This is a genomic window from Stenotrophomonas sp. AS1 (genome assembly GCF_048957655.1).
Classification (GTDB): domain Bacteria; phylum Pseudomonadota; class Gammaproteobacteria; order Xanthomonadales; family Xanthomonadaceae; genus Stenotrophomonas; species Stenotrophomonas bentonitica_A.
The window spans coordinates 499,266-516,576 of sequence record NZ_JARVXM010000003.1; the positions used below are offsets into that span (position 1 = coordinate 499,266).

At 69.2% G+C, this 17,311-nt stretch carries 10 protein-coding genes; 3 read left to right on the forward strand and 7 right to left on the reverse strand.

Going from position 1 to position 17,311, the window contains the following annotated elements:
* Positions 1-29: 29 nt before the first annotated feature.
* The 4 genes from tsaB to mrcB all read right to left on the reverse strand — a co-directional run bounded on the left by tsaB (position 30) and on the right by mrcB (position 5,857).
* Positions 30-740, reverse strand: a complete 711-nt coding sequence (tsaB, locus tag PV764_RS06465; RefSeq protein WP_019185142.1) for a tRNA (adenosine(37)-N6)-threonylcarbamoyltransferase complex dimerization subunit type 1 TsaB — start codon at positions 738-740, stop codon at positions 30-32.
* Positions 741-745: 5 nt separating this feature from the next.
* On the reverse strand, positions 746-2,803 hold the full coding sequence (locus tag PV764_RS06470; RefSeq protein ID WP_019185143.1) for an ATP-dependent DNA helicase: 2,058 nt from the start codon (positions 2,801-2,803) through the stop codon (positions 746-748).
* A 69-nt stretch (positions 2,804-2,872) separates the two neighbouring features.
* Complete coding sequence (locus PV764_RS06475; protein WP_046272678.1) at positions 2,873-3,400, reverse strand: hypothetical protein; 528 nt, start codon at positions 3,398-3,400, stop codon at positions 2,873-2,875.
* Positions 3,401-3,415: 15 nt separating this feature from the next.
* Positions 3,416-5,857: a penicillin-binding protein 1B gene (gene mrcB, locus PV764_RS06480; RefSeq protein WP_019185145.1), complete on the reverse strand. Its 2,442-nt coding sequence runs from the start codon at positions 5,855-5,857 to the stop codon at positions 3,416-3,418.
* A 96-nt stretch (positions 5,858-5,953) separates the two neighbouring features.
* On the opposite strand from mrcB, the gene PV764_RS06485 reads away from it, so the two are divergent.
* A complete protein-coding gene (locus PV764_RS06485) occupies positions 5,954-8,053 on the forward strand; it encodes a glycosyltransferase (protein ID WP_421116333.1) in 2,100 nt (699 codons plus the stop codon).
* Here PV764_RS06485 and PV764_RS06490 read toward each other — a convergent pair.
* A complete protein-coding gene (locus PV764_RS06490; protein WP_421116334.1) occupies positions 8,050-9,615 on the reverse strand; it encodes a hypothetical protein in 1,566 nt (521 codons plus the stop codon). The two genes, PV764_RS06485 and PV764_RS06490, sit on opposite strands and share 4 nt — an antisense overlap.
* Before the next feature lie 29 nt (positions 9,616-9,644).
* On the reverse strand, positions 9,645-11,798 hold the full coding sequence (locus tag PV764_RS06495) for a bifunctional (p)ppGpp synthetase/guanosine-3',5'-bis(diphosphate) 3'-pyrophosphohydrolase (protein ID WP_421116335.1): 2,154 nt from the start codon (positions 11,796-11,798) through the stop codon (positions 9,645-9,647).
* A gap of 132 nt (positions 11,799-11,930) precedes the next feature.
* Between PV764_RS06495 and PV764_RS06500 the strand changes: the two genes are divergently transcribed.
* Positions 11,931-12,443 carry a hypothetical protein gene (locus tag PV764_RS06500; RefSeq protein WP_070471292.1) on the forward strand — a complete coding sequence of 171 codons (513 nt, stop codon included), beginning with the start codon at positions 11,931-11,933 and terminating at the stop codon, positions 12,441-12,443.
* A gap of 45 nt (positions 12,444-12,488) precedes the next feature.
* Here the strand turns inward: PV764_RS06500 and hrpA are convergent, their stop codons facing one another.
* Positions 12,489-16,592 (reverse strand): ATP-dependent RNA helicase HrpA, encoded by a 4,104-nt coding sequence (hrpA, locus tag PV764_RS06505; RefSeq protein ID WP_421116336.1) that lies wholly within the window; start codon positions 16,590-16,592, stop codon positions 12,489-12,491.
* Positions 16,593-16,688: 96 nt separating this feature from the next.
* On the opposite strand from hrpA, the gene PV764_RS06510 reads away from it, so the two are divergent.
* Positions 16,689-17,240, forward strand: coding sequence for a Dps family protein (locus PV764_RS06510; RefSeq protein WP_019185151.1), 552 nt, complete (start codon positions 16,689-16,691; stop codon positions 17,238-17,240).
* The last annotated feature ends 71 nt before the right edge of the window (positions 17,241-17,311 follow it).

The following is a 17,311-nucleotide window of genomic DNA, read 5'->3' on the forward strand; positions in this document are numbered from 1 at the left end:
GGGCTTACGATGCGATGCGCAGCTGGACGCTACGAGGCCGCCTGCTTCGCCGCCCGCGCGGCCTGCTGTTCCACCAGGGTCAGCGCCACGTTGTTGCGCAGATACGCCGGCTCCACCAACTCCGGTGCCACGCCTTCGCCGCGCTGGAACGCCGGCACCGCCAGCGCAAGTACGTCCGATGCACGCGGCAATGCCTGCGCGTCCACGCCGGTCAGCTGATCGGCCAGCCGCGTGGCCAGCACGCCCTCGGCCGCACCAAAGCCAGTCCCCACGCCGAACCAGCGCGAGCCCCCGGGCAACACCACCTGCTCGGGCGCGCAGACGATTTCCTCGCCCTGCAACTGCCACTGCCCGTCGATCCGGACATGGCGCGCGGCATAGACCTCGCCCATGCGCGCATCAATGCTGGCCAGCACTTGATCGGCGTCCGCCGGCGCACGCAGCGCCAGCGCCTGCAGGGTGGAGACCGCGATCAGCGGGCGGTCCAGCGCCAGGGCGATGCCCTGGGCGATGGCGATCGCCAGCCGCACCCCCGTGAACGCGCCCGGGCCGCGGCCCAGTGCGATCGCATCCAACTGCGAACGGGCCACCCCCGCCTCGGCCAGCAGCGCCTCGGCCCAGGGCAGGCTGAGTTCGGCGTGGCGGCGCGGCGCGATCTCGAAGCGCTCAGTGACCTGCCCATCCACATACAGGGCGACGGAGCAGGCTTCGGTGGCGGTTTCAAAGGCGAGCAGTTTCATGGCGGTCAGAACAGGGAAGTAGGAAAGTCATCGGTCGGCGGTACAGCCCGCCCGGGCGGCGCAGCGACGGGCGCCGGTGCAGGCGGAGCGCCGAGGACGGGCCATTGTGGCGCAAAGAAGGCCTGCACATCGGCCAGCGAGCGGGTGCGACGGAACGGCGGCAGCGAATCCAGGAAGATCCGGCCATAGCCGCGGCTGAGCAGGCGCGGGTCGCACAGCACCAGCACCCCGCGATCGGTCTCGCTGCGGATCAGGCGACCCACGCCCTGCTTGAGCGCGATCACCGCCTGCGGCAACTGCTCGTCGCGGAAGGGATTGCCACCATCGCGGCGGATCGCGTCCAGCCGCGCCTCGAACACGGGATCATCCGGCGCGGCGAACGGCAGTTTGTCGATCACCACCACGCTCAGCGCATCGCCCACCACGTCCACGCCCTCGCGGAAACTGGCCGAGCCCAGCAGCACCCCATTGCCCGACTCGCGGAACCGCTGCAGCAAGGTCGCACGCGGTGCCTCGCCCTGCACGAACAGCGGCCACGGTGCATCGCGCAGCGCCTCGGCGGCTTCGCGCAGCGCGCGGTGCGAGGCGAACAGCAGGAACGCGCGCCCGTGCGAGGCTTCCAGCACCGGGGTCAATGCGCGGATCAAGGCGGTGCCGAAGCCGCGCGCGGCTGGATCGGGCAGATCGGTCGGCAGGTAGCACAGCGCCTGATGGGCCCAATCAAACGGGCTGGGCTGCAGCAGGCTGACCGGATCATCCAGGCCCAGCCGTTGGGAAATATGCTCGAAACCGCCGTCCACGGTGAGCGTGGCCGAGGTGAACACCCAGGCTGCCATCGAGCGTTGCCGATGCTCGCGCAGCGGGCCGGACACATCCATCGGCGTGCGCTGGCAACGGAAGCCACGCGGGGTCAGCTCGTACCAGAGCACCTCGGCCGGTGGCGGCGCCTGCTCAGGATCGGTGTCGAAATCCAGCATCGGTGCGTCCTCACCGAGCCAGCGCGACAAGCGGGAGACGGCGTCCATCGCACGCGCATGGCAGGCATCCAGGCCGGGCGATGCTTCACGCACGCCCGCCAGCGCATCGCGCAGCTGCACCAGCGTGCTCATCGCCGTGTCGAAGCCATCGCGCACCTGCGGCACGGTCAGCGCACGCCACTGGGTGCCGCGCGGCGGCAGCCCATCCATCGCCACGCGCAGGTCGCGCAGGGTCTGCTCGAGTGCGGCAGCCGGCACCTGCAACGCCGCCTGGGCACCGGCCACGCTGCGGCTCTCGGCCAGGCAGTCGCGCGCCAGTTCCTGCCACGGGCGCATGCCGAAGCCTTCACCGAAGAAGTTGGCGGCCAGTTCCGGCAGCTGGTGCGCCTCGTCGATCACGAACGCCTGCGCACCGGGGAGGATTTCGCCAAAGCCTTCCTGCTTGAGCGCCAGATCGGCCAGCAGCAGATGGTGGTTGACCACCACCACATCGGCGGCCTGCGCCCGCTGCCGTGCCTGCACGACGAAGCAGTCGTCCCAGAACGGGCATTCGGTGCCCAGACAGTTGTCGACGGTGGAGGTCACCATCGGGTACAGCGGCGAGTCTTCCGGCAGCGCGTCCAGCTCGGCCATGTCGCCGAATTTCGTGCGTCCGGACCATGCGAGGATCCGCTGGAACTGTGCGACCTGCTCGGGGGAGCTGAAGCGGGGTTCGCCGCGGGCCTGCTGCAACCGATAGCGGCACAGGTAGTTGGCACGTCCTTTCAGCAGCGCACTGCTGTGCCCCACGCCGAGCGCGGCACGCACCCGCGGCAGATCGCGGTGGTACAGCTGGTCCTGCAGCGCGCGGGTCCCGGTGGAGATGATGGTCTTCAGCCCGGACAGCAGCGCGGGCACCAGATACGCATAGGTCTTGCCGGTGCCGGTGCCTGCCTCGGCCAGCAGCACGTCGCGCTGGTCGAACGCTTCGGCGATCGCCGCGGTCAGGCGCAGCTGGGCCGGGCGCGGCACGAAGGCATCGAGCTGGCTGGCGAGCGCACCGCCCTCACTGAGGGCATCGCGGCTGGCGTGTGCGAGTTGGGACATGACGACAATGATAGAGGCTGCCGGGTTGCGCCCGGCGCTACGCCGTCACGCATCCGCTTTCGCGCTGCATCAGTAACGCATGATGCCCGGCACCGTGCAGCCTTCCAGCTGGGCATGCGCCGAGGCGGCATTCTCTTTTTCACCCCGGGCCAGGCGCGACTGTTCGATCGTCGCCCAATGGCGGCGGCACAGCGGGCCGGTCTTGGAGCCCAGCTCGACCGACTTGCGGGCGAAGGTTTCGGCAGCCGCCCACTCACCCTGCAGCAGCGCGATTTCGGCGCGGTCCTGCAGCACCGATGGATCCGAGGCCATGATCGCCAGCGCCTGGTCGAGCGCGGCCGCGGCGCCGGCCAGATCATTGACCTGGCGGCGGGCCAGCGCGGCCTGGCGCAGATCTTCCACTTCGCTGTCGCGCAGTGGCTGCACGGCCAGTTCCTTGTCGTCGTTGCCGGCGGCGGCATCCACGGCCGCCAGGCGCTGGGCCGGCGTGGTGGTATCGACGGGCGCCTTCACCACCGGCGGCGGGGTGACGCAGGCGGCCAGGGCCAGGCAGAGCGTGGCCAGCGAAGCGGAACGGATCAGGAATCGGGTGGTCATGCAGGCTGGCCTTGATCAGGGTTGACGGGCGGGGGAGGTGGCCGGTGCATTCTGCGCCGGTTCGGGGGCGGGCTCGGGCTTCTTCTCCAGGCCGAACCAGCTGCGCCAGCCACCGCCTTCGCTCTGCTCGCCGGCCTCGCCTTCGGGCAACGCGCTCGGCGCGGCGCACGGGACGTAGGCTGGGGTATACCCCACCACGAACGGGAAACGACGCGCGCCCGGGCAGCCTTCATCGGTGGTGGCGGTACCGCTGGCCTCCACGTACTGCCAGTCCAGGCCCTTGTTGCTCACCTTCAGGGGCGCGCTCGGCAGGCGCTGGAAGATGCCCGACCAGACCCGCATCGAGCCGGTCGCGCCATACAGCCCAGCCTGCTGGTTCTGGTCATTGCCCATCCAGATCACCGCCAGGTGGTCGCCGGTGTAGCCGGCATACCAGCTGTCGCGACCATCATTGGTGGTGCCGGTCTTGCCCGCCGGCTGCAGGCGGCCCAGCCCATCGGCGTTGAGGCGCTGCGCGGTACCGCTGGCCACGACCTGCTGCAGGCCGATGCTGATCAGGTTCGCGGCGATCGAGTCGCCCTCCTGCGCCGGCGCCGGGGTCTTGTCGTAGCGCTTCATCAGCTTGCCCTGCGGATCGAGCACGCCACGCACCGCATGCAGCGGCTGGATTTCACCGCCGGAGGCCAGGAACTGGTACAGCTGGGCCATCGCATACGGGCTCTGATCGGTGGAGCCCAGGATCACCGCTGGATTGGGGTCGGCCTTGATCCCGGCCAGGACGTGGATCAACTGCGTGACCCGCTCCGGGCCGACCTGCATGCCCACCCGCACCGTGGCCTGGTTGTAGGAACTGGCGAGCGCGTCGATCAGGCGCACCGTACCATGGCTGCGGTTGTCCGCATTGCCGGGCGTCCATTGCTTGCCGCGGCTGAGCTGCACCGTCACCGGGGAATCGTCGACCCAGCTGGACAGCGAGTAGCGGTCCGGCTGCGCCAACGCCAGCAGGTACACGAACGGCTTGAGCAGCGAACCCACCGGACGCTGCGCCTCGATGGCGCGGTTGAAGCCCGGCTCGGACACTTCGCGGCTGCCGACCACGGCCAGCACATCGCCGTTGTGGACGTCGGTCAGGACCAGGCCGGCCTGCAGCTCGGGGCGACGCTTGCTCTCCAGCGATTTGATCGTCTTGGTGACCGCACCTTCGGCATACGCCTGCGCCGACGGCGCCATGCCGGTCATCACGCTCAGCCCGGCGCCCTGCAACACGGACTCGGGATAGTCGTGGCCGAGCTGACGGCGGACCAGATCCACATAGGCCGGGAAGCGGTTGGCCGCGATCAGCCCCGGCGTCTTGGGGACACCCAGCGGCGCCTCGACGGCACGCTTGTACTCGGCATCGTCGATCAGATTGGCTTCGCGCAGCTTGCCCAGCACGAAGTTGCGGCGGTCCAGCGCGCGTTCGGGATTGCGGCGCGGGTCGTAATAGGACGGGCCTTTGACCAGGCCGATCAGCAGCGCGACGTGCTCGGTGTTGAGCGAAGCCAGATCACGGCCGAACCAGAACTCCGCACCCGAGGACATGCCATGGATGGCCTGGCTGCCGCGCTGGCCCAGGTAGACCTGGTTGAGGTAGGCCTCCAGGATGGTGCGCTTGTCGTAGCGCGCCTCCATGATCAGCGCGTACAGCACCTCGTTGAATTTGCGGGTGACGGTCTGCTCTTTGCCGATCCCGAGCAGACCGCTGCGGGCCAGCTGCTGGGTCAGCGTCGAGGCACCCTGGCGGCTCTGGCCGCCGGAGCGCACGGTCACCCACACCGCGCGGGCGATACCGCTCAGATCGATACCGTGGTGGCGGCTGAAATCCTTGTCCTCCACCGCCTGCAGGCCGGTGACCAGCAGCTCGGGGGTTTCCTCGATGCGAACCAGCCGGCGCTCTTCCTGCTTCTGGCCGTACAGCGTGGCGATACGGGCCGGATCCAGGCGCGCGGCCTTGAGGGCCTTGCGGCTGTCGGGATCGCGCAGCGAGGCGATCGACCCGCCGGACAGGCTCAGCTCGACGCGGCGCGGGGCGACCCGGCCATCCACATCGTTGTAGCCACGGCTGGAAATGACGAAGCGCCCGCCTTCCTGCGTGTACGTGGCCGGCGACTTGCCGATCCCGTCATCGCGGTAGGCCGACGCCGCCAGCTCGGTCTTGAGCGTGGCCGCATCCATGGCCACACCCGGCGCCAACGCCAGCGGGCGCGCATAGACACGGGTGGGAATCTGCCAGCGCAGCTCGCCGAAGCGCTGGGTGACCTGTTGGTTCAGGTACACCGTATAGGGGATCAGGAAGCCCAGCCCCAGCGCGACAGCCGCCATGCCCCAGGTGATCAACCGGCGCCGCCACAGCGGGCCGCGGCTTTCGGTGTCGTCGTCGAACTCGTCGATGTCGTCGGAATCGTAGCGTCGGGGCACGGGGATGCGAGAATATGAAGTCCGGCGAGTCTAACGCAGCCACCGCGAGCGGCGCGTTCTCCCGGGTTCCCCCGCTTAAGCTGGAGTTGCAACGGGATGTCGATGTCCTTGGCCGATGCTCGCTATTTCCTGAACCGCATGCTCGGCCTGTTCCGTCGCAGTCTGGCCAGTCTGCGCACCCGGGGCTGGCGCGCCACCTGGCAGCGCATCCGGGTCCATACCCAGGCCGTGCCCGCCCCGCGCGGCGCACCGCTGTTCCTGCCGGAGGCCACACCGTTCGCGCCGTTCACGGTCCCGGCCAGCGAGCGCCCGGTGGTCAGCATCATCATTCCGGTCTACAACCATGCCGGCCACACGCTGGCCTGCCTGCGGGCGCTGGCGGCCCACCCGCCGCAGGTCGACTGCGAGATCCTGGTGGTGGACGACGGCAGCAGCGACGAAACCACCGCCTGGATGCCGCAGGTCAGCGGGCTGCGCTATGAGGTGCGGCCAACCAACGGCGGATTCATCGAGGCCTGCAACGATGGCGTGGCCCGCTCGCGTGGCCAGTACGTGGTGCTGCTCAACAACGACACCGTGCCCCAGCCGGGCTGGCTGGATGCCCTGCTCGCCACCTTTGCGCGGGTGCCGCGGGCCGGCCTGGTCGGTGCGCAGCTGCTCTACCCCGATGGCCGCCTGCAGGAATCGGGCGGGGTGATTTTCCAGGACGGCAGCGGCTGGAGCTATGGCCGCTTCGAGTCACCCGAGGATCCGCGCTACAGCGCGCTGCGCGATGCCGACTACTGTTCCGGTGCGGCGTTGATGATCCCGCGCGCATTGTGGGACCAGCTCGGCGGCTTCGATCTACGTTACAAGCCCGCCTACTACGAAGATACCGACCTGGCCTTCGCTGTCCGCGCCAGTGGCCATCGGGTGCTGGTGCAGCCCGCCAGCCGCGTCGTGCATGACGAGGGCACCAGCAACGGCACCGATACCCGCAGCGGGGTCAAGGCCTATCAGGTCCGCAACCGCGGGGTGTTCGCGGCGAAGTGGGCCAAGGCGCTGGAAGCGCAGCCGAGCGTGGGCAGCGTGCCCTCGCCGGCCCTGCTGCATCGCGCCCAGCGCCAGGTCCTGATCCTGGATGAAGAAGTGCCGCAGCCGGATCGCGACTCGGCCTCGCTGCGCCAGTACAACCTGATCCGGATGCTGCTCGACGAGGGCGTCCATGTGGTGTTCGTGCCGACCCGGCGCGAGCATGCCGGCGCCGCCACCGAGGCGCTGCAGGCGCTGGGCGTGGAGGTCTGGTACGCGCCCTACCTCGACGGCGTGGCACCGTGGCTGCGCGCCAACGGCGCCCGCTTCGAGGTGGTGATGATGGTGCGCTACCACGTTGCCCACGAGTGCCTGCCGCTGCTGCGCAGCTTTGCGCCGCAGGCGCGCACCGTGTTCGATACCGTCGACCTGCATTACCTGCGCGAGCGCCGTGGTGCGGAGATCGCCGGCGATGCAGGGCTGCTGCGCAATGCCGAGCGCACCCGCGCACGCGAGCTGGCGGTGATGGATCAGGTCGATGTGACCGTGCTGGTCAGCGCGGCCGAGCGCGAGCAGCTGCGCATCGATGCGCCGGGCGCGACGGTGGAACTGATCTCCAACCTGCATGAAGTTGCAGGCGCGGGCCCCGACTGGGCCGAGCGTCGGGACCTGGTGTTCGTTGGCGGCTTCCGTCATCCGCCGAACCTGGATGCCATGCAGTGGTTCATCGGCGATGTCTTCGCGCGCATCCGTGCACAGCTGCCCGATATCCGGTTCCACTGCATCGGCGCAGCCGTGCCCGATGCGCTGCGCGAGCTGGCCGCGACCCAGCCCGGTGTGGACATCCATGGCTTCGTGCCGGACGTGGTGCCGTACATGGACGGCGTGCGCATCGCCGTGGCGCCGCTGCGCTTCGGCGCGGGGGTCAAGGGCAAGGTGAATCTCAGCATGGCGCACGGCCAGCCCGTGGTCGCCACCACCTGCGGCGTGGAAGGCATGCACCTGCGCGATGGCGAGGATGTACTGGTGGCCGATGATGCCGAGGCGTTCGCCCAGGCCGTGGTCCGGCTGTACCAGGATGAGGCCCTGTGGCGCCGGCTCTCCACCGCCGGGCTGCAGAACATAGTGGACCACTTCTCGCTGGATGCCGCCCGCGCCACCGTACAGCGGGTGTTCCTGGCCTAGGCTCCCGCGCCACCACCGGCGCTGCGCAGGCGCTCGGCGAACGCCGGCAGCTCGGGCAGGTCCGGCTGCCAGCGGCGCGCCTGCACCAGCGCCTGCTGCGCGAAGGTGATATCGCCCGAGCCAAGCCGCTCGCTGCCGATCGCCAACCAGCGCTGCGCCAGCCGGCGCCTTGCCGCAGCCTGGCCTGCGTCGCTGGAGGACAGGGTCTGCCAGGCCTCCAGACAGGCTCCGGCCCCTAGTACCCGGTTCTCGCGCAGGCGATCCTCGAAACACTGCCGGCTCGCTGGCAACAACCGCTGCGCCGCCGCGCGAACACGCGGGTCCTGCGGCGCAACCCCTTGGGCCTCACGCAGGGCGTCGTAGGCACTGCGGCCGGGGGGATCCAGGAAATTGCCACGGCCCTCGGCCTCTTCCAGGCGCGTGAGCAGGCCCTGCAGCGTGCGTTCGCGCTGCGCCCGCGGCACCGCCGGGGTCTTCAACGCGGCCTGCGAACGACGCGCCTGCTCGATGGCATGCCGCGCCGTCTCCAGCGCGCGCGTGGAAGCGCCCAGCGTTTCAGCCTGCTGCACCGCCTGGGCCGCTTCGTCGAAGCGGAAATTGCCGGCCAGCCGCGTCGCACGCGAGAGCTGCGCATCGGCCACCTGCTGCTGGCCGCGGTGTGCGGCAGGATCGTCGGGCAACGCGGCAAGCACCGCGGCGAAGGCCTCCGCCGCAGCCTCCAGTTTCTGCCGGCGCAGCGCGGCTTCGCCTTCGCGCTGGCGCCGCTCCAGTGCGTTGTTCAGTGCCTCCTGGGTGGCCGGCAGATCGACATGTCCGGCGTCGAAGCCCCGGGCACTGCGCACGCGTTCGGCCGCGCGTGCGACATCGCCGCGCCCGGCCGCCATGCGCGCCTGCTGGAGGAGGTCGGACAGCGCATCCTCACGCCCTTCCAGCGCACGCACCTGGTTGGGCGAGAGCGTGAGCACCTGCTGGAACAGCGGCAGCGCGCTGTCCGGGCTGCCATCGAGCCGTTGCGCCTGCAGGGCCGCTTCGGCGCGGCCGAGCAAGGCGCCGATCCCCGCGCGTGCCTGGTCGTGCGCGTGCAGCTGCTGCGCCACCGCGTCGGCTTCGCGCTGCGGTACCTGCAGCTCGCGCGCCAGGGCCAGCGCTGTCGTCGCCGCCGCCGGGTCGCCGCGTTCCAGTGCAGCACGTGCCTGCTGCAGTGCCGCCTGGCCGGTACGGGCCAGGCCGGTGCGTGCCTGCAGCCGGTCGTTGTCCAGCGCCAGCGCTGCTTGATAGGACTCACGTGCGCCGCTGCCGTCGGGCAGGGTCAGGCGGCCTGCGGCCAGCGCGCGATCACCCTGGTCGAGCAGCTGCTCGATCTGCGGTTCATTCCAGAACCAGTTCGCCAGCGGCCGGCGCAACAGCGCCAGGGCCACGAACAGCAGCACGGCGATCAGCAACGCCCAGCGCCAGATGCGCTTGGCGTGGCGCGCCTGCACCCACCACCAGCGCCCCTCGCGGCGCACCCGCCGCAGCGCCTCATGCGCGGCATCATGCCTGTCATCGTCGTCCCGGCTCATGCCGCGAGCCTAGCGTGGGGCACGTGAGCTCAGCCTAGACGCCGGGCTTCGCTGACGCCGGGCAGTGCGTCCAGCTTGCCCAGCAGGGTGGAAAGCTGCCCGTAGTCGCTGACCTTCAGCCGCAGCCGCAGGTGCGCCCGGCCGCTGTTGCGGACGTTGTCGCTGTGGATGTCCAGGACGTAGGCATCCTCCTGCGCGATCAGGTTGGTGATGTCCTTGAGCAGCCAGCGCCGGTCGACCGCATCGACCACCACGTCCACTTCATAGCCACCGCCGGCCTGGCCCCACTCCACGGGAAGAATGCGCTGCGGGCTGGCTGCGGCCAGCCGGGCCAGCGCCGCACAGTCGGTGCGGTGCACGGTGACGCCACGCGCCCGCGTGAGGTACCCGACGATCGGTTCGCCGGCCACCGGCTGGCAGCAGCGGGCCAGCTGCACCAGCAGGTTGCCCACGCCCTGCACGGTGAAGTTGGCACTGCGCACGCTGTCGCGCCGCGCCGTGGGCCGCGGCATCGCCGGCACCGCCGGCTGGCTGGCGGCCCGTTCGGCTTCCAGCAGCGCGCGGCTGACCTGGTTCGGCCCGGTGTCGCCCAGCGCGACCTGGATATAGAGATCGTCGACGCTGTCGGCGTGGAACTTCTTCACCGCGATGGCAAGGTCGGCATGCTGCAGGCCGAGCCGCTTCAGCTCGCGCTCGAGCAGTTCGCGTCCGGCCTGCACATTGCGTGCGCGGTCCAGCTTGTGGAACCAGCCGCGCACCTTTTCACGCGAGCGGTTGCTGGCCAGGAAGCCACTGGAGGCCAGCAGCCAGTCCCGCCGGGGGTCGGCCTCCTTGCCGGTCAGGATCTCGACGCGGTCGCCGCTGCGCAGCCGGTAGGTCAACGGCACGATGCGGCCATTCACCTTCGCGCCGCGGCAACGGTGCCCGACCATGGTGTGCACGTGGTAGGCAAAATCCAGCGGCGTGGCGCCCTGCGGCAGGTCCATCACCTCGTCCTTGGGGCTGAGCGCGTAGACCCGGTCCTCGGTCAGCTCGGCATCCAGCGCGCCGGCCAGCTCACCGCCGTGCCCCTCCTGGGATTGCTCCAGCAACTGGCGCATCCAGGTGATCTTGCGGTCGAAGGCCTTCTCCGCACCCTTGCTGCCTTCCTTGTAGCGCCAGTGCGCGGCCACGCCGAGCTCGGCCTGGGCGTGCATGTCGTGGGTCCGGATCTGCACTTCGATGGTGCGACCTTCCGGGCCGACCACGGCGGTATGCAGCGAGCGGTAATCATTGGCCTTCGGGCGCGCGATGTAATCGTCGAACTCGCTCGGCACCGGCGCCCACAGCGCGTGCACCACGCCCAATGCGGCGTAGCAGGCGGCCACGTCCTCCACCATCACGCGTACCGCACGGATGTCGTAGAGCTGCTCGAACGCCAGCCGCTTCTTCTGCATCTTCCGCCAGATGCTGTAGATGTGCTTCGGGCGGCCGCTGACCTCGGCGCGGATGCCCTGCGCCAGCAACTCGCGCGACAGCGCCTTTTTGACGGCCTCGACATAGCGCTCGCGCGCCAACCGGGTTTCGTCGACCTCGCGGGCAATGCGGCGGTAGGTCTCCGGTTCGAGGTGGCGGAACGCCAGGTCTTCCAGCTCCCACTTCAACTGCCAGATGCCGAGCCGGTTCGCCAGCGGCGCGTGGATGTCGCGGGTGAGCTGGGCCAACGCGCGCCGTTCCTCCTCGGGCAGGCGATCGGCACCGCGCATGCGGGCCAGCTGGCGGGCGAGCAGGATCGGCACCACGCGCAGATCGCGGATGATCGACAGCAGCAGGCGACGCAGCCCCTCGCTGTTGCGACCGGCCTCACGCCCGGCATGCAGCGCCCAGACCTGGTCGGCCGCGTCCAGCCCGTCCAGCAGGCCGACCACCACCGGCTTGAGCGCACCGACCGGCAACGCGTCCAGCCCGGCGCGCAGCCACGGCAGATCGAACAGCAGGGTGGCCAGCAGCGCCGACTCGTCGGCCGACAGCAGCGACAGCGCATCAAGCGTGTCGGCCAGCACCGGCCAGCCCGCGCGCATGTCCAGATCGGCCTCGGGCTGCTGCCAGCGCTGCAGCAACGCCTCGCGCAGTTCGATCGGCAGCGAAGCCACCGAGGGTCGGTTCAACAAGGCATCCAGGCCGGGGGCAGAAGCGCGGTTCACAGCATCGTACAGACAAGACAGAGGCCACCTACACTAGCGTCGCAGCGCCCCCCCGACAATCGCCGTCGCCTGCATGTGCACATGCCCGGGCGCTGGCACTACACTGCGGCCATCCCTAGGAGAGACCCTGCCATGCGCTTTTCCCGTCTGCGGTTGTTGGCCTGCGCGGCCATTGTGATGAGTGTGTCGCTGCCGGCGCTGGCCCAGCGCGTGGTGGAAGGCGATCTGCAGCAGCAGATGTCGCCGGCCGAGTTCAAGGCGGCCGGGCTGGAGAAACTCACACCGCAGGAACTGGCCGAGCTCAACAACTGGCTGCAGGGCAAAGTGGCTGCCCTGGCGGCCGATGCTCGCGAGCAGGCCCGCGAAGAGGGGCGCCAGGAAGTCATCGTGAAGAACCACGGTTTCTTCGATTTCGGCACCAAGGAGCCGATCAAAAGCACCTTGACCGGTGAGTTCCGCGGCTTCGGCAAGGGCCAGCGTTACGTGCTGGCCAACGCGCAGGAGTGGGAGCAGATCGACGACGCCCAGGTCGGTGGCGTCCGCCGCCAATCGCCCGAGGTCAGCATCGCTCCCGGCCTGGGCGGCGTGTGGTACATGCAGGTGCAGGGCGTCAACACCCGCGCCAAGGTCCGCCGCGTCAAGTAATCCGCACCCGGTTCCCCGTGCCGCACCGGCACGGGGGTTGCCGGATCAGGCCTTCTGCAGCGCGGCCACGCGCTGGGCCAGTTTCTTGGCCGAAATGCCGGTACGCGCCCCAAGCTCCTGGGCGAACAGCGAAACCCGCAGCTCCTCCAGGTCCCAGCGCAGGTCCTGCCACTGCGGCCGCTGGCGCAGGCCGCGCGCGTCGGCCTGCGCCAGCGCCTCCACGAATGGACGCAGCTCCAGCATGCGGGCCTGATCGCGCGGTGGATCGCGCTTGGCACGCTCGGTGCGCAGGATCATCGCGCGCAGATAGCGCGGGTACTGCGCCAACGCATCGGCCGGCGTGTCACGCAGGAACCCGGGATGGACCAGGGCGGCAAGCTGCTGCTCCATGTCATCGAGGTTGCCACGCGCCCACCCCATCAGCGGCGCTTCCAGCTGTGGTTTGAGCTCGGCCACGTGGGCGAGGATGTTCTCGGCCAGCTTCAGGCGCGCCATCGCCTCACCGAACAACGCCTTGCCCGCCTCGGCACTGCGTTTGGCGAACGCGGCAGGGTCGCGGATATCACCCAGCCCGTCGGCCAGCACGGCATTCATCGCCGCATCGACCAGATCGCCCCGCAGCCGCTCCTGCGATTCGATCGCGGCGTACAGCAGTCCGGTCTTGGGCGGCACCGGCAATTGCTTGCGCGCCTGCTTGGCCTTGTCGGCCAGCGCGATCTCCATCAATCGACGAACCCCGAGCGGATGCTGTTCCAGCGCTTCGTTGCGGTCAGCGAAGATCTTCAGCGCTGCGGTCTCACCCTGATCGACCAGCGCCGGGTACGCCGGCACGCCGGCTTCGCCGGGCACCTGCAGCGGGATCGGGGTGGCCGGGAAATCGCGTAGCCCTTCCGCGGCCAGCGCACGCCCTGCGCGTGCGGCGAAGGCCTCACCGGCCTTGTCGCCGAAGCGGGCACGCAGCGCCTCCAGATCGCGCGAGGTCGCCAGCACCTTGCCGTCGGCATCGCGCAGGCGCAGGTTCATGCGCAGGTGCGGCTCCAGCGAGGCTTCGTCGAAATCGGTTGCGGCCAGCTTGGCACCCGTCGCGCGCGCGAGGAACCGCGCCAGTTCGCCCCGGATGTCATCGGCGGTCGGTTCGGCGAAGGCCTCGGCAAACGCGCGGCCAAAGTCCGGTGCCGGCACATAGTTGCGGCGCATCGCCTTGGGCAGGCTGCGGATCAATGCGGCGGCCTTGTCAGCGACGAAGCCCGGCGCCAGCCACGACAGCCGCGCCGGATCCAGCGCGTTGAGCAGGTGCAGCGGCACCTCCAGCGTCACACCATCGTCCTCGGCACCGGGTTCGAAGGTGTAATGCAGCGCCAGCCGCGCATCGCCCAGCGGCAGGTACCTGGGATAGCGCTCGGCATCGCTGCCTTCGCCCGGCAGCAGATCGGCCAGCGTCCACGACAGCGCCCGGCGCTTCTCCGGCGCCAGTGCTTTCCACCAGGTATCCAGGCCCATCGCCGAATGGATCTCGGCCGGAATCCGGTCCAGGTACCAGCGCGCCTGCCAGCCTTCATCGGCGACGATACCGGCGCGGCGCAGCTTGGCTTCTTCTTCGCGCGCCTGGTCCAGCACCTTGAGGTTGTCGGCCACGAAGCCGGCCCGGGTGTTGATCTCGCCGGTCACCAGGCCCTGGCGCACGAAGATGTCATGCGCCTCGCCCGGCGCGATGCGGCCGTAATGCACCGGTTTTTTCGGGGCCAGCACCAGCCCGAACAGGCTGATCTGCTCCGAGGCCAGCACCTGGCCCTGCGCACGCGACCAGTGCGGATCGAAGTGCTTGCGCAGCAGCAGATGCGGCAGTTCGTTGGTGACCCAGTCCGGCTCGATCGCCGCGTTGGTCAGACCCCAGATCTTCTGGGTGTCCAGCAGGGTTGCAGTGAGCAGCCACGGCGGCGGCCGCTTGGCCAGGGCCGAGCCCGGGAACGGCAGGAAGCGACGCTGGCGTGGCGCCAGGAAATCGCCCTTGTCGCTGCGATGGCCGATCTGCGTGGGCAGGCCGGCGATCAGCGCGCGGTGCAGGGTCTGGTACGCCGCGGCGCGCACCTTGTCGCTGAACGCGCTGCGTGCCTCGGGATCGGCACCGTTGCCGGGCGCGGCCTTGTTCCCGGCAGGCGCCGGTTCGGATTTCCCTTCGCGGGCCAGGCGCGCGGCACGGTGCTGCTGGCCACGCGTCGCCTTGATCCTGGCCTCGTCATCGCGCGCCGGCGCCGGTGCCGAGGAACCGGCCAGCAGCGGCGCCAACGAGGTCTCGGCCGGCTCTTCATTCCAGCCCAGTTCTTCGCACAGCACGCGCAGTTGGCGATGCAGTTCCCGCCATTCGCGCATGCGCAGGAAACCAAGAAAATGTCGCCCACACCAGTCGCGCAGCTTGGACTGGGTGAGATCTTCGTGGGCCTGGCGGTAGCCGTCCCACAGGCGCAGCACGCCGACGAATTCCGAGCGCCCATCGGCGAACAGCGCATGTGCGTTGTCCGCGGCGGCGCGCGCTTCCGGTGGGCGCTCACGCGGGTCCTGGATGCCCAGGAACGAGGCGATCACCAGCATCGGCCGCAGGCAGCCCTGTGCCTGCGCGGCGACCAACATGCGAGCCAGTTTGACGTCCACCGGCAGGCGCGCCATCTGGCGCCCGATCGGGGTCAGGCGGCGCTCGGCATCGACCGCACCCAGCTCACCCAGCTGCTGCCAGCCATCGGCGATGGCGCGTTCGTCCGGCGCCTCCAGGAACGGGAAATCCTCGATCCTGCCCAGGCCCAGCTGCAGCATCCGCAGGATCACCCCGGACAGGCTGGAGCGACGGATTTCCGGATCGGTGAACTCAGGGCGCGACTGGAAATCCGCTTCGGAATACAGCCGGTAGCAGATGCCTTCGGAGACACGACCGCACCGGCCCTTGCGCTGGTTGGCGCTGGCCTGCGAGACCGCTTCGATATGCAGCCGGTCCAGTTTCTGGCGCGGGCTGTAACGCTTGATGCGGGCGAAGCCGGGGTCGATCACATAGCGGATGCGCGGCACCGTCAGCGAGGTTTCCGCGACGTTGGTGGCCAGCACGATGCGCCGGTTGCTGCCCGGGTTGAACACCAGGTCCTGGTCCTTGACCGACAGCCGCGCATACAGCGGCAGCACGTCGGTGCCGCGGTACTTGCGCCGCTCCAGTGCCTGGTGCGCATCGCGGATTTCGCGCTCGCCCGGGAAGAACAGCAGGATGTCGCCGCGCGGATCGATGCGGGTGATTTCATCCACCGCCGCGACCACCGCATCATTCACGGTGCGCTCGCCGTCGCGGCCACCGTCGGCATCGCCGCCGCCCTCGCCTTCCAGCGGGCGGTAGCGCACGTCCACCGGGAAGGTGCGGCCTTCCACGCTGATCACCGGCGCATCATCGAAGTGCTGGGCGAAGCGCGAGGTATCGATGGTCGCCGAGGTGACGATCAGTTTGAGATCCGGCCGTTTCTTCAGCAGCTGCTTCAGATAGCCCAGCAGGAAATCGATGTTGAGGCTGCGTTCGTGCGCCTCGTCGACGATGATCGTGTCGTAGTTGGACAGCCAGCGGTCACTGCTGATCTCGGCCAGCAGGATGCCGTCGGTCATGAACTTGATGCGGGTATCGTCACCGACACGGTCGGTGAAGCGCACCTGGTAACCCACGGTGGTGCCCAGTTCGGACTGCAGCTCCTGCGCGACACGCGTGGCCACCGCACGTGCGGCAATCCGCCGCGGCTGCGTGCAGCCGATCATCCCGGCGGTGCCACGGCCGGCGGCCAGGCACAGCTTGGGCAGCTGGGTGGTCTTGCCCGAGCCGGTCTCACCGGCGATCACCACGACCTGATGGTCGCGGATCAGCGCGGTGATGGCCTCGGCTTCACGCGCAATCGGCAGCTGCTCGTCCAAAGTGATGGCCGGCTGATTCAGCGCACGCGCTTCACGGCGCTGCACGGACGCCTGCAAGGCCTGCTCGAACGCCGCAGCCAGCCCCGCATCCGCCGGTTTGGCCCGCCAACGCGAGAGCATCCCCAGCAAACGACCGCGGTCGCGGCTCATGGCCCCGTTGATCGCGGCCTGCTGCTGGGCCAGGCGTCCTGCATGTGGTTTTTCGATAGCGCTCATCAATCGATTCGTTTAGAACTTTTGTTTACTACTGAAAGGGTAGTCTGATCTATTGTGAAGGCCATCCGATTCATCCCATCCATAAGGAGTTCTCCCATGGCGAAGACGACCAAGACCCCGGCAAAGCCCAAGACGGCCAAGCAGAAACTCGGCGCGGCGGCCCCGTCGGCCCCGAACATTGATATCGGGATCAAGGAGGGCGATCGCAAGAAGATCGCCGATGGACTGTCGGCCTTCCAGGCAGATGCGTTCACGCTCTACCTGAAGACGCACAACTTCCATTGGAATGTGACCGGGTCGATGTTCAACTCGCTGCACACCATGTTCGAGACCCAGTACACCGAACAGTGGGCCGCCCTGGACGACGTCGCTGAACGCATCCGTGCACTGGGCTTCAACGCCCCGGGCTCCTACCGCGAGTTCGCGGCCCTGACCTCGATCGCCGAGGAGCCGGGCCTGACCGACAGCGCGGACTGGCGTGAAATGGTACGCCAGTTGGTCACCGCCAACGAGGCCGTGTGCCGCACTGCCCGGAAAGTGCTGGATGTGGCCGACGATGCCGATGACGCACCGACCGAAGATCTGATGACCCAGCGCCTGCAGACCCACGAAAAGTACGCCTGGATGCTGCGTTCGCTGCTGCAGTAATCCCTCTGGGGGCCTTGCCCCCGCGGGATTTCCAAGGTTGCGCTGCGGCGCGCCCCCCTTGACTCCAAGGG